Source organism: Ruegeria sp. HKCCA5763 (assembly GCF_013034545.1).
Taxonomy (GTDB): Bacteria; Pseudomonadota; Alphaproteobacteria; order Rhodobacterales; family Rhodobacteraceae; genus Ruegeria.
In genome coordinates, this window is the sequence record NZ_WQGF01000002.1 from 414,310 (window position 1) to 435,721 (window position 21,412).

Below are 21,412 nucleotides of genomic sequence, written 5' to 3' on the forward strand. Positions count from 1 at the left end.
AAAGGTGATGCCCCACGGTTCAGATTTTCGTTCCAATAACACCGCCGTTTGACAGCCCAAAAAAGAACGGGCGCTTAAACCCGGATGTTTTGAAAAACTCATCCGTTGCCTTGCGCGCGCCCTTCCAGTGCCCGTAGTCGTCAATGATGACGATACCGCCGGGGGACAGGCGCGCGTACAAGGTTTCCAGCTCAAGCTTGGTTGAATCGTGCCAATCCGTGTCCAGCCGAAGCACCGAGATCGTTTCAGGCAGGTTGGCCTCATCTTTCAGCGTCTCCAACACATCACCCTTCCGGTAGACGAACATGTCAGGGTTCAGATCAAAGGCCGCAACATTGGACTGGACATCTTCCAGCGAAGCCATGCACCAGGTCGAACCTTCTTCTGTCTTTTGACGCTCGAATTCTACAATCGCAGTCTCACCGTTCGGTCCGATATCCTCGGCAGTCGGTTCCGTCATGCCGGCAAAAGTATCGAACAAATGGCAAGTTCGCACATCATTACGTTGCATGAAAACACGGGCAGCAATGATGACGTTCCCCCCACGCCAAACTCCACACTCGACGAAATCACCTGGTATCTTTTGGTCCACCACATGCGCCGCAGCATGTGCGGTGGCAAAGGCACTTTGGCGGCCGACCATGGTCAGATGTTCTCGGCACACCCGGCGCACGGTTCTGATCTCGGGCCGAGCAAGTTCCGATCCTTCCATTACTCCTCCTGTCTGCTTTTTCAGACCTATCCGTTTTGCGTTGATCAGCTTCAAACCTGACCCGACCGGAATGCGCTACCCTCAAAGGTAAAAAACCGGTTAGGATGCCAAGGCGTCAGCTTGTTGACGGCTCCAAAGCTGGGCATAACGGCGCCCCCGAGCTAGCAACTCGTCATGCTTACCCTGTTCGATGATCTCTCCCGCCTCCAGAACCACAATCTGATCGGCCTCGGCGATGGTGCTGAGACGATGCGCGATGGTGATCACCGTCCGCCCCTCACCCGCGCGTGCCAGCGCATCTTTGATGTCCTGCTCAGTATCCGTATCCAGCGCCGAGGTCGCCTCGTCCAACAGCAGGATCGGTGGGTTCTTCAGCAAGGTACGTGCAATCCCGACGCGCTGCTTTTCACCACCGGAAAGCTTCAGGCCACGCTCGCCCACTTTGGTGTCATACCCTTCGGGCAGTGAGGAAATGAAGTCGTGAATCTGAGCCGCCTTGGCCGCTGCTTCGACCTCGTCCATGGTGGCACCGTCGCGGCCATATGCAATGTTGTAGCGGATCGTGTCGTTGAACAGCACCGTGTCTTGCGGGACGACACCGATGGCGGCATGCAGGCTGGTCTGGGTCACATCGCGAATGTCCTGACCATCGATCTTCAGCGCCCCTTTGGTCACGTCGTAGAACCGGAACAAGAGCCGCCCGATGGTCGATTTACCCGACCCTGTCGCCCCCACAATGGCCACGGTTTTTCCAGCCGGGACAGTTAGGGACACGCCCTTGAGGATTTCACGCTCGGGATCATAGCCGAAGTGCACGTCCTCAAGCGTGACTTCGCCGCCATTTACCTTCAGGTTCGGCGCGCAGGCTTTGTCTGTAACTTCGGCGGGTTGTTCAAGCAGGTCGAACATTTGACCCATATCGACCAAGGACTGCCGGATTTCCCGATAGACCGTCCCAAGGAAGTTCAACGGCACTGTGATCTGGATCATGTAGGCGTTGACCATAACGAAATCGCCGACGGTCAGGTTGCCGTTCTGCACACCCATTGCGGCCAGAACCATCACCCCAATAAGACCGCAGGTGATCAGGAAGGATTGTCCGAAGTTCAGAAATGCCAATGAATAGGCCGTCTTCAGCGCAGCCGCTGCATAGGCCTTCATCGACACGTCGTACCGTTCAGCTTCGCGGGTTTCGGCGTTGAAATATTTGACCGTTTCAAAGTTCAGCAAGCTGTCGATGGCGCGCTGGTTGGCCTCGGTGTCCTGATCGTTCATCTCACGCCGCAGCTTCACGCGCCATTCGGTCACGGCAAAAGTAAACCAGATGTACAGACCAATCGTGACCGCGACGACAACCAGATACCAGACATCAAACAGCCACATCAGGATGATGGCGACCAGCATCAGCTCCAGAATAAGCGGCCCGATCGAGAACAGCAGGAACCGCAGCAGGAACTCAACCCCTTTGACGCCCCGTTCGATGATACGGCTCAGCCCGCCAGTACGGCGCGTGACGTGATAGCGCATCGACAGGTTGTGGATGTGCTGAAACGTCTCAAGCGCCAGCGCCCTCAACGCGCGTTGTCCGACGGGGGCAAAGGCGGCATCCCGCAATTGCTGAAAGCCCACCGTCATCATTCGCGCCACACCATAGGCCACAGTCAATCCAACTGCGCCCAGCGCCAATGGCGGCACACCCTCGCCTGCCAGCGCGTCAACAGCGCCCTTGTACAAAATGGGTGTATAAACCGCGATCAGCTTGGCCAGAACAAGCATACCCATGGCGATGACGACGCGACGCTTTACCCACGGTTCGTCGTCGGGCCATAGATATGGGGCAACCTTGCGGATCGTCCGCCAGCCCGAACTGCGTTCGTCATCCGACACCATGTCATCTGAAGTCCTAGGAGATGTGCGTCTCATCACGTGCCTTGTCTGCGGTCAGAGTTAGACCTCTGCCCATAAAAGGCCAGAAGGGCTGATTATTCCGGGATTGTAAAGATTTGCCCGGGATAGATCAGATCCGGATCGCGGATCAAGTCACGATTGGCTTCGAACAGCCGCACATATAAGACCCCGTCGCCAAATCGATCACGTGAGATCGCCCATAGCGTATCGCCCTGCTGCACCGTGACAGACCGGATTGCAGGGGTCGCTTGAGGCGTATCTGCCTGAGCCGTGCCCGTTGCAGCCTGAAGAACGTCAAGTGGTTCGCGTTTGAACGGAGTTTCGACCCGGCTAAGGACCGTCCCGTCCGTGTTTACCGCATCTACCCGGAGCGTGTAGACGCCTGGGTCAATTCCCTCCAGATCGCTGCGCCAGGATCCATCTTGTTCCGGGGCAAGATCCGCGACCAGACGATTGTTCAGGTACAACCGAATGGCGGCCCCATCCTGAACGCGCCCTGTCAGCTGCACATCGCCCGTTTCGGAATATCCGATCGTGTCCAGTGCGACCTGCTCGGGTGGGGTATCCCGCACGACCGGGGGCTGCACCAGCTCAACGCCCTCTTCGCCAGATCGCAGCACGGCGACCTGCTGATCCTGCTGTGGGGTTTCATCGGTCAGTTCAGCAGTTTCAACTGTCTCAGCCTCGGGCTCTGACGTTTCAGGTTCCGAGACGTCTGCCGCAGCATGAGAATCCGGCTGAACCTCTTCAACTGCAACCACCTGCTCCTGCGTGTCCGGGGATGGGATCTGCTCGGCTTCGGGCGCTGTTTCGGCAACAGGTTCTTCTTCGATTGGTTTGGGCAAGGCGGCAATCAGATAGTCGTCGGATCGCGTTGCTTGCGCCCCGTCTGTGCTTTGCAACACAAGTCCCTGCGCGCTGTCGCTGAAGGGGATCGTCACAAATTCAGCAAACTGACCGCTGCCATCCACGGTAAAAGAATGTGCGACTTCGCCGTTTAGCAGAACTTCTATCTGACTGCCGGGTGCTGCGTCACCCGAAAGAAGCGCGGTGCCGTCAGTTTCTACAAAAATCTGATCCAGGACTGGAGGCGCGACCGGCGCAGGCGCAGCCACTTCCTCTACAACTTCGGCGGCCTCCGTTTCAGCAGGTTCTTCCGCTTGCTCCGCCAGGTCTTCAGCAGGTGCGGGTGTTTCGTCTGACGACGCAGTATCCGGATTGGACGGCTCTGCGGCAGTAACGTCTTCCGCTTCTTTCGGTGCCTCATCTGCTGGCTCTGAGATTGCTGGAACGGAAGCAGTTTCCTGCGGTGTGCTTGCGTCAGGTTCCGATGCGTTGGTGAAGACGCCCGACAGGTACAAGCCACCTGCACCCAATACTGCAACAAGCCCTGCAATCACCCCCCAGATGAAATTGCCCGAGCTTTCGTTTCCCGAATTGGCGTTCATTCTTTTCCTTTCACTCCGCGCTGCAAAAGCTTTTCGTTCAAAAGCTTTCCGGCGGACAGTTGAGGCAATCTATCAATCCCGCTATCACGGGTCAAAACCTCTGACACAACCCCGGAGCCCTTCTTTCATGTCTCAGAAATCAGTGTGTGTGTATTGCGGGTCACGCAATGGTGCCGAGAAGTCTTATTCTGAAACTGCAAGGCACTTCGGCACGCTGCTGGCGCAGGAAGGCTGGCGGCTGGTTTATGGTGCTGGGGATGTGGGTTTGATGGGAGAAGTGGCCCGCGCCTCGCAAAATGCCGGAGGCGAAACCTTTGGCGTCATCCCCGTTCATCTGGTTCAGCGGGAAGTCGGCAAAACCGATCTGACCCACTTTGTGATCACCGAGACGATGCACGAGCGCAAGAAGGTCATGATCATGAACGCCGACGCGGTGGTCGTTCTGCCCGGAGGGCCGGGCTCATTGGATGAATTGTTCGAAGCCCTCACTTGGCGTCAGTTGGGACTGCACGACAAGCCCATCGTCGTGGTGAACGTGAATGGCTATTGGGATGCGTTGCAGACGCTGTTGGGTCAGGTGATCGGACAAGGCTTTGCCGACGCGTCGCTGGCAGATTTCATCACATGGGTAGAAGATGCAGATGCCGCCATGGTCACCTTGCGGAACAAGCTGAACTGACACCAGAAACGGTGCGGCCGGCAAAACCGCCCGCCTTGTTGATCAGGCCAAACGCGCCTTGTGTTGCAAACTGTGGCGCACGACCTGCTCAACCTTATGCAAAGGGTGGTTGGTCAGGGTCTTGTTGACCTCGGCCACGACTTTTCCCAGCACTTCACTGTGCAACCGGCGGCGCAGCAGACCCAGAACATGAGGGCTGGCTACCAGTACCAATCGATTATATGCCCCTTTCAACCCCTTGCGATTCAGCAAATTCGCCAAATCCTGCACGAACAGAGATTTTGCATGGGTCTTCCACGTTGGGTCCTCAAGGGCCGATTTCTGCTTTGGTCCGCCGTCATTTCGGCGACCAGCGCGGTCAGTCGGCTTTGAGGCTGGGTTGTCCTGTTCCTCGACAGCGACAACAACAAGATTGGGATCGTCAGCATCGGTGATGTTCTCCATCACCAGCGCTTTCTCTCCGTCTGCAACAATAACCCAAGTTCCCTGTGTAAGTGCGACCATTGCGATCTCCTGTTAAGGTTGTTCTCTGGGTATCCCTCGACCTGCCGGGCGTACGGGTTTGTTTACGCACCAGTGATGCGTAGCCCGGTCGTTGTTTGATTTGGTGTGCGGTTCTCTCCCTCCGCCCTACAAAGATGTGTTCTGTAGCGAAGCAAACAAGATGTGGTTGTACGGAAATGAAACCCATCGGCGGGTTTTCACCGGCGGCTCATCAATCCTTTAGGCCGACATTTCGACAACGGTGATTTCCGGTGTCACACCAAAACGCACCGGCAGGATCGAACATCCGATACCGCCCGACACCACCAGATCACGCGCACCTTCGCGTACATGTCCGTAAGCATACCGATTGCCAAACTTCGACGGCACCACGGGCGACCACCCAAACAGGCGCACTTGGCCGCCATGCGTATGCCCCGAAAGGGTCAAGGCCACCCGGTCTGGCACTTTAGGGAAAACATCCGGTTCATGCGCCATCATCACAACCGGGGCATCGTCGGTGATCTGCGCCAATGTTCCTTCCAGATCATCCAGCCCTTTTGGTTTACCGTTGCGCCAGATAGCCAGTTGATCCTCAAGCCCTGCCAGCCAGATGCCGGGGACTTCGAGTTTCACGGCGGTGTTAGACAAAACCGAAATGCCGTTCTGTTCCAGAATCTCGGTATAGCGATTGGGTCCTGCCCCACGGCGCTGTGCTGGCTTGTCATCCCACCAGTCGTGATTGCCCAGCACGGCAAAGACACCGTTCTTTGCCTCTAGCCCCGCCAATACAGGTGCCAGATCCTGCATCTCGACGGTTTCAGAGACCCCTTTGTGGCTTGCGAAGAAATCGCCCAGCAGCAGGACAACATCAGGTGCCAATGCGTTTGTACGGCGCACAACCTGCCTTATGCGATCCAGACCAACATAGGGCTCACCCACGTGCAAATCCGACAGCACCGCAATCTTGAGCGGTGGTGCGGTCCAATCGTCCCGACGCACGCGCCATTTACGCACGCGCAGCCGCACTGCGGGTTCGATGAAAAACCCGTAGGCTGACGTGATGAGACCTGCCAGCGTTACCGCCAGCAGGCCCTTTATAAACCGACGTCGGTTCAATTCATTACATCCGCGACGCGACGTTTTCCCAGTTCACCAGATTGTCGAGGAAGTTCGACAGGTATGCCGGGCGCTTGTTGCGGAAGTCGATGTAGTACGAGTGCTCCCACACGTCGCAACCTAGCAGTGCGGTCTGACCGAAGCACAGCGGGTTTACGCCGTTTTCTGTCTTGGTCACGGCCAGCGATCCGTCGGCGTTCTTGACAAGCCACGCCCAGCCCGAGCCGAACTGACCGGCACCAGCCGCGCTGAACTGCGACTTGAATTCGTCAACCGAGCCAAAGCTTTCGGTCAGCGCTTTTTCCAGCTCACCGGGCATCGCGTTGTCGCCAGGGCCCATCATTTCCCAGAACTGGTTGTGGTTCCACAGCTGGCTGATGTTGTTGAAGATACCGTTCTGAGCGACTGCGTTTGCGTCATAGGTGCCAACGATGATCTCTTCCAGCGACTTGCCATCCCATTCGGTGCCGGCGATCAGCTTGTTGCCGTTGTCGACATAGGCTTTGTGGTGCAGGTCGTGGTGATATTCCAACGTTTCCGCGGACATACCCTTGGCTGCCAGCGCGTCATGTGCATAAGGAAGATCAGGAAGTTCAAAAGCCATGTCGGCCCCCTGTTAAATTAAAGTTGCGGTTCCCAACGGTTAAATGCTGTGGCAGCCGCCGCAGGTCAAGGGGCGAGGCAATAAAACCCGGAGGTCCGCGATGCTGACACAGGCGCGCAAGATGTTTTACCGCGCCCGCGGATACTATGAAGGTTCATTGAACGGCGAGCCATTTCGCCTAGACCCCTACCATTCGAAATTCTGGCGCAAAGCCTCTGCTGGCGCTTGGGAACCGGAAACCTTTGCGGTGCTGGATCAGTTCCTTTCCCAAGATAGCGATTATCTGGACATCGGGGCTTGGATCGGTCCCACGGTCCTATATGGCGCGCGAAAAGCGCGGCATGTGTGGTGCTTCGAACCCGACCCCACAGCGTACCGGCATCTGGCTTGGAATCTGGATCTGAATGGCATTCAAAATGTCTCGGCCTTGGGCGTTGCCTTGTCTGACAAATTTGGCGTGGCCCGCATGGCGTCCGTTCGGGGCGAGCCGGGGGATTCCACCAGTTCGCTTCTGCATGACGGAGCGCATGGCTCTGATGCATTGACCATCGCGTGGGACCAGTTCGCAACCGCAAACGATCTGTCCGGCGTGTCGTTGGTTAAGATGGATATCGAGGGGGCAGAGTTCTTTGTCTTACCAACCCTCGCACCGTGGCTCAAAGAACATCGCCCCGCCCTGTTTTTGTCGCTGCATGCTCCATTGCTGCCCGAGGCTGAAAGACGCGACCGGGTGGCCGGATTGTTGGAGGCGCTGGATTTTTACCCCTCTCTCTCGGATGACAAGATGCAACCGCTGAAACCGGCGGAGCTTTTGAAGCCAGAGGGGTTAAGCCGGTATCGTACAATCCTTTTGCAATAAAGAAACGCCGGGGCCGGTATTCTATAAACTTCAACGAATAGATCTTGCCTCTTCTGGGTGTATCGGGGTGCTTGCACCCACCTGAATTCAATAAATAAATCATTGTAATAAAATATTTTTATTGAAGTTTTCTGCGCTGGTACTTGTACAAACAGGAGCAGCCGAAACGGTTATATGCTTATGTAAGATGACAAAACAGGACGCCCACCGCTGGATCGCGCCAGAGTACAGGTTCAAGATTGATACAGCACAAGCGTCTGCACTGGCAGCCAGCTCTTACCGGGAATGAGAGGCGGCACAATTTTAAGATTGAGGCGCGAAAGGCTATCGTGTTGTCTGGCACTTGGACCAAACCATGGCTGCAGGCGGAAACGTTCGTGTTCGCTCTCAGGCAAACCTTAAACCTTCCGATAAGTCCGTTACTGTGCGCATGGCCTTTTTGCAGGGTAACTTTGCGAACAAGCCATCCGGCGTTGGCATCTGCAGTGTTCAAAGCTAAGAAAAGCCCCGGGTGATCCGGGGCTTTCTACTTTCTATCAGTAAACACCGACTTCGCCGCCCGGCTGCGCGGCAACCTTAAGCAACTTAAAGACGTAGTCCGCAGCGGAGCGGAAGCACACAACGCGGAAGGTCTGATCGTCGTCCATCCAGAATGCGCCAGCCACCTGCGCAAGGCGCGAACGGCGGATCTGGCCGGGTTGGAATGCCTCTGCCGACAGCTCAACCGGAGCCAGCTTACCCAACACTTCACGCGCGCTGGCACCCGAGATGCTGAATACCGCACGCGCATCCGAGACGTTGACCGCCAGAGCATGCGTGCCGCTGAGCGCGTTGGTCATTGCCGCCAGTTTGGCCTCGACCTCGGCGTAAGGCACCAGCACCAGCAATTCATCGGTGGACATCCAAGCCACGCCGGTGTCGCCAGTGACCGAAGCCTCGCGCTGACCGGGCACCTTCTGTCCGGTTGCATCCTTGACGGCTTTGGCCAGAACCTTGTCGGACAGATCACCGCGCAGTGTGATCATGCCTTGCAGGCCACATTCCGCGATCTTGGCGATGCCGTCATAGCTGGCGTGGTTCAGTGCGCTGATGGGTTCAGACATTCTGCTTCTCCCCCTCCTTGTCGAAGAAGATCGGGTCCACGATCTTGGCTTTGTAGGTTTTACCGTCGGTGCCCGGGAACTCGACAATCTCACCCATGCGATCCGGGCCGTGCTTGATCAGGCCCATGGCGATGCCTTTGCCCAGATTGGCCGAGTAATAGGTCGAGGTCACGCGCCCGATCATGTTGCGCTGACCGTTGGCGTTGACGCCTTCGCCCACCGCATAGGCACCGTCGGGAATGACAGAACCATCCACAGTCTCAAGACCGACCAGTTTCCAGCGCTCTGGATCGGTCATATGAGTACGCGAATGCGCGCGTTTACCGAGGTAATCCTCTTTCTTTTTGGACAGCGCCCAGTGCAGCCCCAGATCCTGCGGGATCACGGTGCCGTCGGTCTCGTCACCGATCATGATAAAGCCCTTCTCGGCCCGCAGGATGTGCAGACATTCGGTGCCGTACGGCATCACTCCGAATTCTCTACCTGCCTCCATCAAGGCATCCCAAAACGCCTGACCTTGGCTTGCCGGAACGGCGATCTCATAGGACAGTTCACCCGAGAACGAGATGCGATAGGCACGGCAATCGAAGTCACCGATCTTGCCATCGCGCCATTCCATGAACGGCAGCGCCTCTTTGCTGACATCCATGCCGCCCAGTTTCTCGAGCACCTTGCGCGCGTTCGGTCCGACCACGGCGACTTGCGCATATTGCTCTGTCACATTGGCGACGTAGACTTTCCAATCCCACCATTCGGTCTGCAACCATTCTTCCATGTGACCATGGATGCGCTCGGCCCCGCCAGTGGTGGTGTGGCACAGCCACGTGTCCTCGTCGATACGGGCAACAACACCGTCGTCGATCAGGAATCCATTCTCGGAACACATCAGGCCATAGCGGCATTTGCCGACCTTCAGCGTGGACATCATGTTGGTGTACATCATGTCCAGGAACTTGCCTGCATCAGGCCCTTTGACGATCAGTTTGCCCAGTGTCGAGGCATCCAGCAATCCGAGGTTTTCGCGGGTGTTCTTCACCTCGCGGTTCACTGCGTCATGCACGGATTCACCGGGACGAACATAGGCATATGTCCGGCGCCAGTGGCCGACAGGTTCCCAATCGGCACCGTTCTTGTCATGCCAGTTGTGCATCGGAGTCTGACGGATCGGTTGGAACACTTCACCGCGCGCCTCGCCCCCGATCGCCCCCATCGAAATGGGCGTATAGGGCGGACGGAAGGTGGTGGTTCCGACCTTGGGAATCTCTGACTCAAGTGCATCAGCAAGGATCGCCAAGCCGTTGATATTGCTCAACTTACCCTGATCAGTCGCCATGCCCAGCGTGGTGTAACGCTTGGTGTGCTCGACGCTTTCATACCCTTCGCGCGCTGCCAGCTGAACGTCGGACACTTTGACATCGTTCTGGAAGTCCAGCCAGGACTTAGCCCGCAGTTGGATTTCAGCATTGGCAGGCATCAGCCAAACAGCTTCCATCGGTGCCTCGGCAGTGGTTTCACCAACCGGGGCTTTGGTGCGTTTGGGCGTATGACCAACGGCCTTGCCCGCGGCTTTGCCCGCTGCGTCTGCATCTTTCAGAACATCTGCCAGAGCCAACGGACCATTGGAGCTGCCAGCAGCAATAACAAAGCCTTCACCATCGGCACCCAGCGGCGGGCGGTCGGGATCGGGGCGGAAATGCGCGTGCGCCTCGTCCCAGATCAGTTTGCCGCCGCAGTGCGACCACATATGCACAACCGGAGACCAGCCGCCCGACATGGCGACCGCATCGGCTTCGACCTCCTCGCGCGCGCCGCCGACACCCTCTTGGTTACAGATGGCAACCTTTTTGACGCGTTTGCCGCCCTTGACCTTCGCGATGGCCTTGCCGGGATCAACGCGGATACCAAGGTCCCGCGCTTCTTGCGCCAGAGGGCCTGCAGATGCACGGGCGTCAACCACGCGCAGAACATCAACACCGGCCTGTTTCATCTGGATCGCAGTTCGGTATGCGTCGTCATTATTGGTGGCAACAATCACACGTTCACCGGGTGTTACGCCCCAGTTCACAACATAATCGCGCATCGCCGAAGCCAGCATCACGCCCGGCACATCGTTACCCGCGAATGACAACGGACGCTCAATTGCGCCGGTGGCGGTGACAACCTGTTTGGCCCGGATACGCCACAACCGATGACGCGGGCCTTGCACGCCCGGAGTGTGGTCCGTCAGACGCTCATATCCCAGCACGTAACCGTGGTCATAGACGCCTGCCCCCATGCAGCGCGCGCGCATGGTCACGTTGTCCATTGTTTCGAGTTCGGAAACCAATTGTTCCACGAACTTATCCACAGGCTCGCCATTCACCGTACCGCCGTCAACCGGAGCGCGACCACCCCAATGCGCGGTCTGCTCGATCAGCAGAACCTTGGCACCGGATTGCGCGGCCGTTTTCGCTGCTTGCAGCCCAGCTACACCACCGCCAATCACCAGCACATCGGTAAAGGCATAGAAGTGTTCATAGGTGTCCGCGTCCTTGGTTTCCTTGTCGGGCGCTTTGCCCAGACCGGCAGATTGGCGGATGAAGGGCTCGTAGACGTGTTTCCAGAACGGCTTCGGATGGATGAACGTTTTGTAGTAGAAACCAGCCGGCAGGAACCGCGCCAGCGCTGTATTCACTGCACCGATGTCAAAATCGAGGTTCGGCCAGTGGTTTTGAGAGATTGCAGTCAAGCCGTTGAACAGCTCGGTCGTGGTGGCGCGCTGGTTCGGCTCGAACCGGGCACCCTGCCCCAGACCAACCAGCGCGTTCGGCTCTTCCGCACCGCTGGCGACGACGCCGCGCGGACGGTGGTACTTGAACGACCGGCCCATCATCATCTGATCGTTGGCCAGCAGGGCCGAAGCGAGCGTGTCGCCGTCGTAGCCCTGCATCGAAGTGCCGTTGAACGTAAACGTGACCTTTTTCGACCGGTCAATCAGCCGGCCTTGTTTTGCGAGACGGGTGCTCATTTTGCGGACCTTTCGCAGGTGGAGGCATCAAAGCCTCCGGCGGGAGTATTTTTGAAAAGATGAAGCATCAGGAGAACTCTCTCCACGTCCAGTCAGGACGTTTGGCTGTGATGGCATCCTTGATCTCTTTCGGCGGCTCGGTGACCTGTGCGGAATAAGTGCCGAACACCTCAAGCGTCTGCGTGCAGCGCGCGGCGTGGAACCACTTGCCGCAACCATTGGCATGACGCCAGCGTTCGAAATGCACCCCTTTGGGGTTTTCACGCATGAAAAGGTAGTCGTGGAATTCATCATCCGACGAGCCGGGGCCAAAACGCTTCAGATGCGCTTCGCCACCAGCGGCCAGTTCGGTTTCTTCGGCGTCGACGCCGCAGTAAGGGCAGTTCAGGATCAGCATGTTGTCATCCTTTTGGCGGTCGGTCGGCATCGAAGCCGACCTGAATTCTGTTACTTGGCGACCTTGGGCAGACCCATTAGTGCGCCACCCCGGCGGCGACGCTTTCGTCGATGAAGCGGCCCTCTTTGAAGCGATCCAGAGTAAAGGCTTCGGTCAGCGGCGAATGACCTGTGGCCATCAGCTGTGCCATGCCCCAGCCCGATCCCGGGATCGCCTTGAAGCCGCCAGTACCCCAACCACAGTTGATGAAGCAGCCACCCAGCGGTGTCTTGGACAAAATCGGGGACCGGTCGCCGGTCATATCCACGATCCCACCCCATTGCCGCAGCATTTTCAGGCGTGAGATCATCGGGAAGGTTTCGACCAGCGCGCGCACGGTTTCCTCGATGTGATGGAACGATCCGCGCTGGGTAAAGTTGTTGAACCCGTCGGTGCCGCCACCAATCACCATCTCACCCTTGTCGGACTGAGACATATAACCGTGCACGGTGTTCGCCATTACGACCACATCCATGCAAGGCTTGATCGGTTCGGATACCAGAGCCTGCAATGCAATCGCTTCAAGCGGCAGACGGAAGCCCGCCATTTCGGCCAGTTGACCAGAGTGGCCGGCAACGACGATGCCCAGCTTGTCACAATCAATGGCACCTTTGGTGGTATCTACGCCTACGACCCGCCCGTTATCCGAGCGCACGCCTGTGACTTCACATTGCTGAATGATATCCATCCCCATGGCAGAACAGGCACGGGCATAGCCCCAGGCCACAGCATCGTGACGCGCGGTGCCGCCGCGTTCCTGCCACAACGCGCCCAGAACCGGATAGCGCGGACCCTCCAGATTGATGATCGGCACCAGTTCCTTGACGCGCTCGGGCGTAATCCATTCAGTTTTCACGCCCTGCAAAGCGTTGGCATGGGCCGTGCGTTGATAGCCGCGAATCTCGTGCTGTGTCTGCGCCAGCATCATCACACCGCGCGGGCTGAACATGATGTTGTAGTTCAGGTCCTGGCTCAGGTCCTCATAAAGCCCCCGCGCCTTTTCGTACAGTGCAGCCGATGGATCCTGCAGATAGTTCGAACGGATAATGGTGGTATTCCGGCCCGTGTTACCACCACCCAGCCAGCCTTTTTCGATCACCGCGACATTCTGTATGCCGTAGTTCTTTCCAAGGTAGTACGCGGTCGCTAGACCGTGCCCGCCAGCACCTATGATGATGACGTCATATTTCTTCTTGGGTTCGGGCGAACGCCAGGCGCGTTCCCATCCGGTGTGATAGCGCAGAGCTTCCCGCGCCACAGCAAAGGCTGAATAGTGTTTCATGTGCGAATCCATCCGGTTCGGTGATTGGGCGCAGATATGCCGTGTGTGCGCAGTTTACCCCTGCCGCGCAACGCCGCAATATCGCACTATTGCGACATGTCGCTCATTCGCGGCCATTTGTCCCTTTTGTCGGGCGGCCCTTGGGTCTAAGTCAGGGCAACATCTTCGGAGGGACCATGACGTTCTGGGTTCTGATTTTTATTGTCGCACTCCTGGTTGCGGCATTCCTTTGCTTCGCTCTGCTGCGCAATCGCAGTGGGGAAAAACCTTCAGCCGCTTATGATCTGGAGGTTTATCGCGAACAATTGGCCGGGGTCGACAAAGACCTGGCGCGCGGTGTGATTGGCGAGGCAGACGCCGAACGGGTCCGAACCGAGATTTCCCGTCGCATTCTGGCCGCTGACGAACAAATGAAAAAGGGCAACGCCGAATCTGGACCTTCGCGAGCCGTTTCCATCATCTCGGTGGTCGTGATTGCGCTTATCCTGATCGGTGGTGCGACGGCACTGTATGATCGGACCGGTGCCGTGGATTTGCCTGACATGCCATTGACCGCAAGGCTGGAGCTTGCGGAAGAGGTTCGCGCCAACCGTCCGCCCCAAAACGCCGCAGAACAGCTGGCGACCCCACCGCAACCTGCGCAATTGGACGAAAGCTATGAAGCGCTTTTGAATCAGTTGCGGGAAACGGTCGCCAACCGTCCGGATGACCTGCAGGGGCAAATGCTGCTGGCACAGCACGAGACCAACGCTGGCAACTTCAAGGCAGGATATACCGCGCAGCAACGCGTGATTGAACTGTCCGGGGACGCAGCAACGGCCGACGCTTACGCTGACCTTGCCGAGATGATGATCCTCGCGGCGGGCGGCTATGTTTCGCCAGAGGCTGAACAGGCCCTGACCGAAGCGTTGAACCGGGACCGTCGCCATGGTCCGGCGCGTTACTACTGGGGGCAGATGTTGGCTCAGGTCGGTCGCCCGGACCTGGCCTATCGCATGTGGGTGCAAACCTTACAGGATTCCCCAAGCGGCGCGCCCTGGGTCGGTGCCATTCGGGCGCAGATCGATGAACTGGCCTTTCGAGCAGGTGTTTTCAATGCACCAGACCTCAGCACCGCGGCCGGCCCCAGTCAGGAAGATATGGCCGCCGCGGCGGAATTGACGCCCGAAGAACGGCAAGAGATGATTCAGGGGATGGTGAACCAGCTGTCAGACCGTCTGGCCACCGAAGGCGGCGCGCCCGAGGAATGGGCACGTCTGATTGCAGCTTTGGGTGTTCTGGGTCAGGGTCAAAGGGCCATCGATATTCACAAAGAGGCCATGCAAGTCTTTGCCGGGAATTCCGAAGCACTTGAAATCCTCGACGCAGCCGCGTTGCAGGCAGGGATTGCCCAATGATCCACGATGCGTTCGAGGACTTCGCTGCAGCGTTGCCGCCGATGACAGCACTGATGGGTCTGGATCTTGGTGAAAAGACAATCGGCGTTGCCGTGTCCGACCGGATGCGCGGGGTTGCCAGTCCGCTGGAAACCGTACGGCGCAAAAAATTTACCTTGGATTCCGCGCGTTTGATCGAGATTGTGACCGATCGTGAAATCGGTGGTATCTTACTGGGACTGCCGAAAAACATGGATGGGTCTGAGGGGCCGCGCTGCCAGTCGACACGGGCTTTTGCGCGAAATCTGTCCCGTTTGACCGATCGGCCCATTGGATTCTGGGACGAACGGCTCAGCACGGTTGCGGCAGAAAAAGCACTGCTGGAGGCGGATACGACACGAAAACGTCGCGGACAGGTTATTGATCACGTAGCCGCAGGTTATATCTTGCAAGGGGCGCTGGACAGGTTGCGCTTTTTGTAACGAGGTCGGAGACCGTCAATGACGAATATGGTGTGGAAACGGAATGAGGTCGAAAGCCCTTGCGTCCAGATCTGTGCCGTTCACCCGACTGAACGCATCTGCACCGGATGCTATCGCACGATTGACGAAATCACGCGCTGGTCCAAGATGGACAGCTCTGAGCGTGCAGAAATCATGGATGACTTGCCCGCGCGCAAACCCCGACTTTCCAAACGGCGCGGCGGACGTGCGGGTCGCTTAAACGACTCCTGAGCAGTTAGCCCAGCTTATCTCGCGCGTCGATTTGCGCGTGTCCGGCCCGCTTCGAAACAGGTTTATGCAATTCTTTGCGGAGCAGAACCGTCATCTCGGATCGCGTCGCCCGGTCATGTCGAACAGTTTCACTTTTGGGTTTCACACGCCGATTGTCAGACGCGCCGCCACTTAAAAGCTTTCCTAACAGACCATTCAATTTCATCTTAATTTTCCCGCTAAATAACATTTCTGCCGCTGCGGATCGAAAGCGAGCTCCGAGGGGTTCTAGCTCGCGTTTTATGTAAGTGGTGATCCGCAGCGACAAAGTGTGGCTAAAGGTGTTTCCAACGAAAATTAGGGGGAAAACACTCAGGTCCAGATCGTATTTGACGCACCCGTCAGTAAAAACCCATAAACGCCTGAAGTTCCCTCACGTCATTATTAGGCGTTCAGGTCTGAGCAAAACGCAAATAACAAGTGTGCACTTTGCAACCCAACCATTGTTGGCGAATCATCATGAATTTCGCGAGCGCGATGCATCGATCAATGCCCCGGGGATTGATCGCCGCCACCTTAAGCACACCGCGGGCTTATCCGGCAGCCAGCCAGGTTTTTGCGTTGTCGAACTCTTCAGACGGGAAAAACTGAGTCCGAGTGCCAAGAACATGACTGGCGACTTTTTGGGCCATATGCTGCCAGCTTTTGTCGCCAACAATCGCAGCTCGGTCCAACTGACCGATATGGCGACTGGCCAGCCGGAAATGCGCCGCTAACGCAGACAGTCCCTGCCATCCATCGAATTCCCGCAGGTCGATCAGCAAGCGAAACCCGTCGCGGTCCTGAAGCAAGCCATCCAGATCACGCTCTGCCTGCTGGTATTCCTCGGGGTCCAGTTTACCCAAAAGGCTGATCTGCACACCCGGCCCGCCCAAGTCGGTCACATGGATCGAGCCCAGCGACTCGCGCATCCAACGCCGGGCGGCTTCCAGATCAGCCAGATCAAACAATTGCACGGGACACGGCAGGATCGGGGCGGCCAGACGTATGCTGGTTTTCACCCAGCCCTGATCGGCAACAACGGCGATCCGGTCGAAGCCACGCCAATGGCTAAGCCCCAGCTTGGTATCCGACCATGCAGCGCCCAGATCATACCCTTTGAATTCAGGCTGCACGATGGCCAGTAGACGCACCGTGTCATTTTCGGTCAACGCGGCCTCGATCGCAGGAACCAAGGTGTTTGTGTAGTCGGCGCTTGTGACTTGCCCTGACAACTCGACTTCAATCAGGGCACCATCAGAATTCGTATGGACCTTAATCATACCTCAAAACCTCCAAAGCCAAACAATGACAGAAGGTTAGGCAGTTTTGATCCATTCGGCCACACCCCCGGTACATTCCGGTCGAAAATAGGCGATCATCCGTCCATCTGGTCCGGCTGTGGCCGTGTCAGCCCAGGGCGCAACACCATGCAGACAGTGGCGGTGTAACAGGTAAGCTTCCCCCGGTACGGCAGGCAATTCGACCCTCGGGCAGGTCTCAAAAACCTCGCGTCGCGCGGCTTGGTAGATATCCGTCACATCTACTTCATGCAGAGCCTCGTCTGGTGTGCCACGCAACGCATCCCTGAAGGCAGAACCAAGAATATGATGGCTGCCTTCCCACAGCACCATGGGTGACGCATCCGCGCTGGCCTCGGTCAGGGGAATGCCCAATATCCACGCATGTGGCTCATCCACACGCCGACGACGATCCGGGCCCATTGGGCGCAAACCGTCCACATGGGCAGCATCCCTATTCCGGCGATACCGAGTGGCGGCTTCGTTTTCCCAACGCCGCGGGCGCGGGTAGCCCGGATAAATGACCGACACCTGCCCTTTGTGCAGGGGTAAATCGCCATAATGTTCGCGAATAAACGACACCGCCTGCCCGGCCAGAGGCGCAGACTGACCGACCCTGCCCTGCGCGTCATTGGGCAGCGCATCTACGCCGATGAACCATGTCCCTTCACAGTCTAACCATTCCGCATGAGCCGGGTCTGAAGTCGAGGCGCGGGCTGCGGGCAACGCGTAGCTGACCCACTCGGCCAGCGACGGGTCATAGGCAAACTTTACCCAGCCCTTGGCCCAAAAATCACTCATAGGCCAATTGCCTTCCGCAGCATGTTCAGCGCCACCAGCGTCAGAAACACGGCGAAGACCCGTTTTAAGGGTTTCGGATCCATCGCATGCGCCAGTTTCACACCCAAGGGTGCGGTCATCATCGTCATCGCAACAACAACGGCAAAGGCCACAAGATTGACGGCCCCGATTGTCAACGGAGGGCGGTGTTCAGGTGCAATTTCGAGAAACAGAAAGCCAATAACCGACGGCACGGCAATGATCACACCAAAGCCTGCCGCTGTTGCGACGGCACGGTGGATCGGGGTGTTATAAAGGCTCATCAGCGGAACACCAAAACTGCCACCCCCGATCCCCATCAGAACCGAAAGAAAGCCTACCATGGGCGACAGAACTGCCCTTTTGATCCCCCCCGGCATAACATCGCCCAGTCGCCATTCAGCACGGCCCAGCCCAAGATACGCGCCAATCACCATACCCAGAACGCCAAACAAAGCCTGCAGGGCCTCGGTCCGCAGGGCGGAGGCGACCATAACGCCAACTATTGCGCCAACGACGATACCCGGTCCCCATCCACGCAGAATGTCCCAATCAACGGCACCCTTTTTGTTATGCGCCATAACTGAACGAACCGATGTCACAATGATCGTGGCAAGCGATGTCGCCAAACACAGCTGCATCAGTTGCGGGCCGCCATATCCGAGGGTTTGGAAGGCATAAAAGAACGCGGGGACAAGAACGATACCTCCGCCGACCCCAAGCAACCCTGCCAGAACGCCAGCCAGCGCTCCGATCACAAGCAAAAGGCCCAGCATCTGAGCCAGCAACATCGTCTCGGGCATTGTTCCCCCTGCCTGTTAAGCCTCTGCCATCGGCGCAACGTGGTCCAACGCCTGCAACATCACTTCGGGCCCTGCCCCTTTGTGCACTGCCCCTTCAGACAAAGCGCGCCGCCATGCACGGGCCCCGGGGCGGCCCGCAAAGAGACCGAGCATATGGCGCGTGATCTGGTGCAACCGCCCGCCTTTGGCAAGATGCTTATCAACATAGGGCACCATTTGTTGAACGATCGCAATCGGATCTCGCGCGTCTCCGACGCCGAAGATGCGCGGGTCAGCCTCTGACAGAATATCTCCGGGCTGGTGGTACGCGGCCCGTCCGATCATCACCCCATCCAGGCCTGCATCCAGATGAGCCTTCGACGCGTCCAATGAAGCGATACCGCCATTGATCGAGATATGAAGGTCTGAAAACGTCGCCTTCATCCGGTGCACCAGATCATAGTCTAACGGAGGAATATCCCGATTTTCCTTGGGGCTCAGCCCCTGCAACCAAGCCTTGCGTGCGTGGATTGTCACCCTCTGACAGCCCGCGTTACGGATCTGGTCCAGAAATGCAGGCAGCACATCGTCAGGGTTTTGATCGTCAACCCCGATGCGGCACTTGACCGTAACGTCAACATCCACAGCCGCGCACATCGCGGACACGCAGTCGGCAACACGGCCCGGATCTTTCATCAGAACCGCCCCAAACGTGCCCGATTGCACCCGGTCCGATGGGCAACCGCAATTGAGATTGATCTCATCATATCCAGCCTCGGCCCCCAGCCGTGCGGCCTGCGCCAGTTCATCCGGGTCCGAACCGCCAAGCTGCAATGCCACCGGATGTTCCTCTGGCGAATACTCCAACAGGTGCATCGCCCCGCCTCGTACAAGCGCCGGCGCTGTCACCATTTCGGTGTACAACAAGGTCTCAGTGCTGAGCAGTCGATGGAAAAAGCGGCAGTGTCGATCTGTCCAATCCATCATCGGCGCAACGCTTAAACGCGCTGCTTTTTGTGCGTTGTTTTTCAAAGCGCCAGCTCCACAGCTCTAAACTCCATTGCGTGCGATATCCCCGGTTTTAGCCGTATCTCCTCGGGTTTTCCAAAGATCACGATTCGAGCGTTCTTGGGGTGTAACACATCGCGACGGCGCGAACAGCAGGCCGAAGGCACTGTGCGAGAAGCCAACGTCTCGTGACTGTCGTGGTCATACCAGACGTGACCGTCTCAAACCGGTTTGCAGTGCCTATGATCACAAAAGGCCAGCAGAGAAAAACGTATATTTTTAAACATTTACCCTCGAAGCGCGCTCGAATGCCCCTTGTTCCTGAGCGGTGTTTTCCTCTCTGGTGTTTTGATCAGAAAGCTCTTCCAGGCGCAAACCGAAGGTCGCCGGCGTTAGTTGACCAGCCCGGTTCAGCCCTTTGAATCGGGCATGCATAAACCGCTTTTTAGATACCTGATGCGGCTGCGTGTTACTCATGTAGTCAACATCAACCTGTCCTCCGGGGGCCAGAAATCCGTCCGCAAGTGCTGCTTGTAAAAGCGCTTCGCCACGCTGCGTGCGGGTAATCACTGAATTGGTACCAGGATCCGTTACTGACCCTTCTCGGTCCGGCGTGGCATTGGGCCAGGTGTCAGCGGCCGCAATATCTGCGGCCTCGCCAATACCATCGGGACAAACCTTGCAGCGAAAAGGCAATGACCATTTGCTTTCGTCTTCGCCCCAAAAATCAAGATAATGAAAATCGCGACGTCGACCGTCATTTGTAGTGATTGTCGTTGGGCCCGGACACCCACGACCTCGGTACCGCAAAGCGTTGATGTCCTGCTTGGGGATGTCGTTGTCCGACAAAAAGCGGTTCATGGCCTGATCGGGCATAAAGCCGCCGCAGACCGGGGCCAGCATATACTTGATCAAGCGATTCACACGCGCATCCTTGTGCGCAAGATTGCGTATAGCGTTCAGATCACACGGCTTTGCAACAACGGCAAAGGGTTCGTTCCGGTCCAAAGCCGCAACCAGTCCAATCAGCGGTGCCGTCGGACCATAGCGAGACCCTGCCCCGCTCAAAACCTCTTCCATCGTTGTCGAAAACGTGGCCTCGCCAAAAGTCGGCTCTTGTTCCGAGGCTTTCACATGCAAGATGAACGAGACCCGCCCTGAGTGTAGCAGGTATTGCGCCAGCGCGGTTAAGACACCTGCGGTAGAGCCCTCGTACCGCGTGTTGGCATCAGCCGCCCAAGCCAGAGACAGGCTGTGGTAAGGTCCCCAGACCAGGTCATCAAAGGGGGCGGCATTCGCTTCTTCGGATGGGATCGCCTCGCAACGCGTACCAGGGCAAACGTCGTAGACAAGGTCAACATCCGCCCGTGTCAGCTCGCCTCGAAGCTGCGGGCGCAGTTCTCCGTCCTGCGCCTTTGCCATATGCAGTTTTGCTGACCCAAGCACAGATTGGCAAAGACCGCAGCCAATGCACAATCCGTCCTTCAAAATCTTTGAAAAGCGTGTGTTGGGGTCCATGTTCTTCACTCAAAATCACCCCGGGCTATAACGGCACCGTTCCGGCAGTTGGGTTTACATTGGACGATTGGGCCCCAAAAAGCCTTCAAGGCAGGTACAGCCATCACCAACCCTCTCCCCAACTGCCCGAAATCAACCCCATTTGCTCAAGCTTCAAGATCACCTGATGAGCGCAGTTGTCGACTTCGACATTTTCGGTTTCGACGCTCAGTTCAG

At 57.3% G+C, this 21,412-nt stretch carries 21 protein-coding genes; 5 read left to right on the forward strand and 16 right to left on the reverse strand.

The window, feature by feature from the left end:
* Positions 1-19 precede the first annotated feature (19 nt).
* The 3 genes from GOV89_RS06445 to GOV89_RS06455 all read right to left on the reverse strand — a co-directional run bounded on the left by GOV89_RS06445 (position 20) and on the right by GOV89_RS06455 (position 4,068).
* Entirely contained in the window at positions 20-712 is a 693-nt protein-coding gene (locus GOV89_RS06445; RefSeq protein WP_171237825.1) for a TylF/MycF/NovP-related O-methyltransferase, read from the reverse strand.
* 99 nt (positions 713-811) lie between these two features.
* Entirely contained in the window at positions 812-2,602 is a 1,791-nt protein-coding gene (locus tag GOV89_RS06450) for an ABC transporter ATP-binding protein/permease (RefSeq protein ID WP_216601731.1), read from the reverse strand.
* A gap of 92 nt (positions 2,603-2,694) precedes the next feature.
* Positions 2,695-4,068: a LysM peptidoglycan-binding domain-containing protein gene (locus tag GOV89_RS06455; protein ID WP_171237827.1), complete on the reverse strand. Its 1,374-nt coding sequence runs from the start codon at positions 4,066-4,068 to the stop codon at positions 2,695-2,697.
* Positions 4,069-4,195: 127 nt separating this feature from the next.
* Here GOV89_RS06455 and GOV89_RS06460 point away from each other — a divergent pair, with 127 nt between their 5' ends.
* Entirely contained in the window at positions 4,196-4,747 is a 552-nt protein-coding gene (locus GOV89_RS06460) for a TIGR00730 family Rossman fold protein (RefSeq protein WP_171234546.1), read from the forward strand.
* A 42-nt stretch (positions 4,748-4,789) separates the two neighbouring features.
* On the opposite strand, the gene GOV89_RS06465 is transcribed toward GOV89_RS06460, so the two are convergent.
* The 3 genes from GOV89_RS06465 to GOV89_RS06475 all read right to left on the reverse strand — a co-directional run bounded on the left by GOV89_RS06465 (position 4,790) and on the right by GOV89_RS06475 (position 6,953).
* Positions 4,790-5,251: a host attachment family protein gene (locus GOV89_RS06465; RefSeq protein ID WP_171237828.1), complete on the reverse strand. Its 462-nt coding sequence runs from the start codon at positions 5,249-5,251 to the stop codon at positions 4,790-4,792.
* A 219-nt stretch (positions 5,252-5,470) separates the two neighbouring features.
* On the reverse strand, positions 5,471-6,349 hold the full coding sequence (locus GOV89_RS06470) for a metallophosphoesterase (protein ID WP_171237829.1): 879 nt from the start codon (positions 6,347-6,349) through the stop codon (positions 5,471-5,473).
* Between the two features lie 4 nt (positions 6,350-6,353).
* Positions 6,354-6,953, reverse strand: coding sequence for a superoxide dismutase (locus tag GOV89_RS06475; protein WP_170704218.1), 600 nt, complete (start codon positions 6,951-6,953; stop codon positions 6,354-6,356).
* A gap of 100 nt (positions 6,954-7,053) precedes the next feature.
* Between GOV89_RS06475 and GOV89_RS06480 the strand changes: the two genes are divergently transcribed.
* The gene (locus GOV89_RS06480) at positions 7,054-7,812 is read left to right on the forward strand and encodes an FkbM family methyltransferase (RefSeq protein ID WP_171179486.1); all 759 of its coding nucleotides are present in this window, start codon (positions 7,054-7,056) and stop codon (positions 7,810-7,812) included.
* A 536-nt stretch (positions 7,813-8,348) separates the two neighbouring features.
* Here GOV89_RS06480 and GOV89_RS06485 read toward each other — a convergent pair.
* From GOV89_RS06485 to GOV89_RS06500, 4 genes are all read right to left on the reverse strand, one after another.
* Complete coding sequence (locus GOV89_RS06485) at positions 8,349-8,915, reverse strand: sarcosine oxidase subunit gamma (protein ID WP_171237830.1); 567 nt, start codon at positions 8,913-8,915, stop codon at positions 8,349-8,351.
* Complete coding sequence (locus tag GOV89_RS06490; protein ID WP_171237831.1) at positions 8,908-11,922, reverse strand: sarcosine oxidase subunit alpha family protein; 3,015 nt, start codon at positions 11,920-11,922, stop codon at positions 8,908-8,910. Before GOV89_RS06490 ends, GOV89_RS06485 begins: the two co-directional genes overlap by 8 nt.
* Before the next feature lie 67 nt (positions 11,923-11,989).
* Positions 11,990-12,319, reverse strand: a complete 330-nt coding sequence (locus GOV89_RS06495; protein ID WP_171237855.1) for a sarcosine oxidase subunit delta — start codon at positions 12,317-12,319, stop codon at positions 11,990-11,992.
* Between the two features lie 76 nt (positions 12,320-12,395).
* The gene (locus GOV89_RS06500) at positions 12,396-13,640 is read right to left on the reverse strand and encodes a sarcosine oxidase subunit beta family protein (RefSeq protein WP_171237832.1); all 1,245 of its coding nucleotides are present in this window, start codon (positions 13,638-13,640) and stop codon (positions 12,396-12,398) included.
* 176 nt (positions 13,641-13,816) lie between these two features.
* Between GOV89_RS06500 and ccmI the strand changes: the two genes are divergently transcribed.
* The 3 genes from ccmI to GOV89_RS06515 are packed head-to-tail and all read left to right on the forward strand — an operon-like array spanning position 13,817 to position 15,750.
* Positions 13,817-15,037, forward strand: coding sequence for a c-type cytochrome biogenesis protein CcmI (gene ccmI / locus GOV89_RS06505; RefSeq protein WP_171237833.1), 1,221 nt, complete (start codon positions 13,817-13,819; stop codon positions 15,035-15,037).
* Complete coding sequence (gene ruvX, locus GOV89_RS06510; protein WP_171237834.1) at positions 15,034-15,498, forward strand: Holliday junction resolvase RuvX; 465 nt, start codon at positions 15,034-15,036, stop codon at positions 15,496-15,498. Before ccmI ends, ruvX begins: the two co-directional genes overlap by 4 nt.
* An 18-nt stretch (positions 15,499-15,516) precedes the next feature.
* Positions 15,517-15,750, forward strand: a complete 234-nt coding sequence (locus GOV89_RS06515; protein WP_171237835.1) for a DUF1289 domain-containing protein — start codon at positions 15,517-15,519, stop codon at positions 15,748-15,750.
* A 4-nt stretch (positions 15,751-15,754) separates the two neighbouring features.
* On the opposite strand, the gene GOV89_RS06520 is transcribed toward GOV89_RS06515, so the two are convergent.
* From GOV89_RS06520 to GOV89_RS06545, 6 genes are all read right to left on the reverse strand, one after another.
* Positions 15,755-15,955 carry a hypothetical protein gene (locus tag GOV89_RS06520; protein WP_171237836.1) on the reverse strand — a complete coding sequence of 67 codons (201 nt, stop codon included), beginning with the start codon at positions 15,953-15,955 and terminating at the stop codon, positions 15,755-15,757.
* A 367-nt stretch (positions 15,956-16,322) separates the two neighbouring features.
* Complete coding sequence (locus GOV89_RS06525) at positions 16,323-17,051, reverse strand: STAS/SEC14 domain-containing protein (RefSeq protein WP_171237837.1); 729 nt, start codon at positions 17,049-17,051, stop codon at positions 16,323-16,325.
* A 36-nt stretch (positions 17,052-17,087) separates the two neighbouring features.
* On the reverse strand, positions 17,088-17,870 hold the full coding sequence (locus tag GOV89_RS06530) for a hypothetical protein (RefSeq protein ID WP_171237838.1): 783 nt from the start codon (positions 17,868-17,870) through the stop codon (positions 17,088-17,090).
* Positions 17,867-18,691: a sulfite exporter TauE/SafE family protein gene (locus tag GOV89_RS06535; protein ID WP_171234558.1), complete on the reverse strand. Its 825-nt coding sequence runs from the start codon at positions 18,689-18,691 to the stop codon at positions 17,867-17,869. The genes GOV89_RS06530 and GOV89_RS06535 overlap by 4 nt, the downstream gene beginning before the upstream one ends.
* Positions 18,692-18,706: 15 nt before the next feature.
* Positions 18,707-19,702 carry a tRNA dihydrouridine(20/20a) synthase DusA gene (gene dusA, locus GOV89_RS06540; protein WP_171237839.1) on the reverse strand — a complete coding sequence of 332 codons (996 nt, stop codon included), beginning with the start codon at positions 19,700-19,702 and terminating at the stop codon, positions 18,707-18,709.
* Between the two features lie 255 nt (positions 19,703-19,957).
* On the reverse strand, positions 19,958-21,100 hold the full coding sequence (locus GOV89_RS06545) for a Coenzyme F420 hydrogenase/dehydrogenase, beta subunit C-terminal domain (protein ID WP_171237840.1): 1,143 nt from the start codon (positions 21,098-21,100) through the stop codon (positions 19,958-19,960).
* Positions 21,101-21,412 lie beyond the last annotated feature (312 nt).

Excerpts from the sequence above, each read along its gene's own strand:
- GOV89_RS06445 (WP_171237825.1), bottom strand. The coding sequence starts at position 712 with ATGGAAGGATCGGAACTTGCTCGGCCCGAGATCAGAACCGTGCGCCGG.
- GOV89_RS06450 (WP_216601731.1), bottom strand. The coding sequence starts at position 2,602 with ATGGTGTCGGATGACGAACGCAGTTCGGGCTGGCGGACGATCCGCAAG.
- GOV89_RS06455 (WP_171237827.1), bottom strand. The coding sequence starts at position 4,068 with ATGAACGCCAATTCGGGAAACGAAAGCTCGGGCAATTTCATCTGGGGG.
- GOV89_RS06460 (WP_171234546.1), top strand. The coding sequence starts at position 4,196 with ATGTCTCAGAAATCAGTGTGTGTGTATTGCGGGTCACGCAATGGTGCC.
- GOV89_RS06465 (WP_171237828.1), bottom strand. The coding sequence starts at position 5,251 with ATGGTCGCACTTACACAGGGAACTTGGGTTATTGTTGCAGACGGAGAG.
- GOV89_RS06475 (WP_170704218.1), bottom strand. The coding sequence starts at position 6,953 with ATGGCTTTTGAACTTCCTGATCTTCCTTATGCACATGACGCGCTGGCA.
- GOV89_RS06480 (WP_171179486.1), top strand. The coding sequence starts at position 7,054 with ATGCTGACACAGGCGCGCAAGATGTTTTACCGCGCCCGCGGATACTAT.
- GOV89_RS06485 (WP_171237830.1), bottom strand. The coding sequence starts at position 8,915 with ATGTCTGAACCCATCAGCGCACTGAACCACGCCAGCTATGACGGCATC.
- GOV89_RS06490 (WP_171237831.1), bottom strand. The coding sequence starts at position 11,922 with ATGAGCACCCGTCTCGCAAAACAAGGCCGGCTGATTGACCGGTCGAAA.
- GOV89_RS06495 (WP_171237855.1), bottom strand. The coding sequence starts at position 12,319 with ATGCTGATCCTGAACTGCCCTTACTGCGGCGTCGACGCCGAAGAAACC.
- GOV89_RS06500 (WP_171237832.1), bottom strand. The coding sequence starts at position 13,640 with ATGAAACACTATTCAGCCTTTGCTGTGGCGCGGGAAGCTCTGCGCTAT.
- ccmI (WP_171237833.1), top strand. The coding sequence starts at position 13,817 with ATGACGTTCTGGGTTCTGATTTTTATTGTCGCACTCCTGGTTGCGGCA.
- ruvX (WP_171237834.1), top strand. The coding sequence starts at position 15,034 with ATGATCCACGATGCGTTCGAGGACTTCGCTGCAGCGTTGCCGCCGATG.
- GOV89_RS06515 (WP_171237835.1), top strand. The coding sequence starts at position 15,517 with ATGACGAATATGGTGTGGAAACGGAATGAGGTCGAAAGCCCTTGCGTC.
- GOV89_RS06520 (WP_171237836.1), bottom strand. The coding sequence starts at position 15,955 with ATGAAATTGAATGGTCTGTTAGGAAAGCTTTTAAGTGGCGGCGCGTCT.
- GOV89_RS06525 (WP_171237837.1), bottom strand. The coding sequence starts at position 17,051 with ATGATTAAGGTCCATACGAATTCTGATGGTGCCCTGATTGAAGTCGAG.
- GOV89_RS06530 (WP_171237838.1), bottom strand. The coding sequence starts at position 17,870 with ATGAGTGATTTTTGGGCCAAGGGCTGGGTAAAGTTTGCCTATGACCCG.
- GOV89_RS06535 (WP_171234558.1), bottom strand. The coding sequence starts at position 18,691 with ATGCCCGAGACGATGTTGCTGGCTCAGATGCTGGGCCTTTTGCTTGTG.
- GOV89_RS06545 (WP_171237840.1), bottom strand. The coding sequence starts at position 21,100 with ATGGCAAAGGCGCAGGACGGAGAACTGCGCCCGCAGCTTCGAGGCGAG.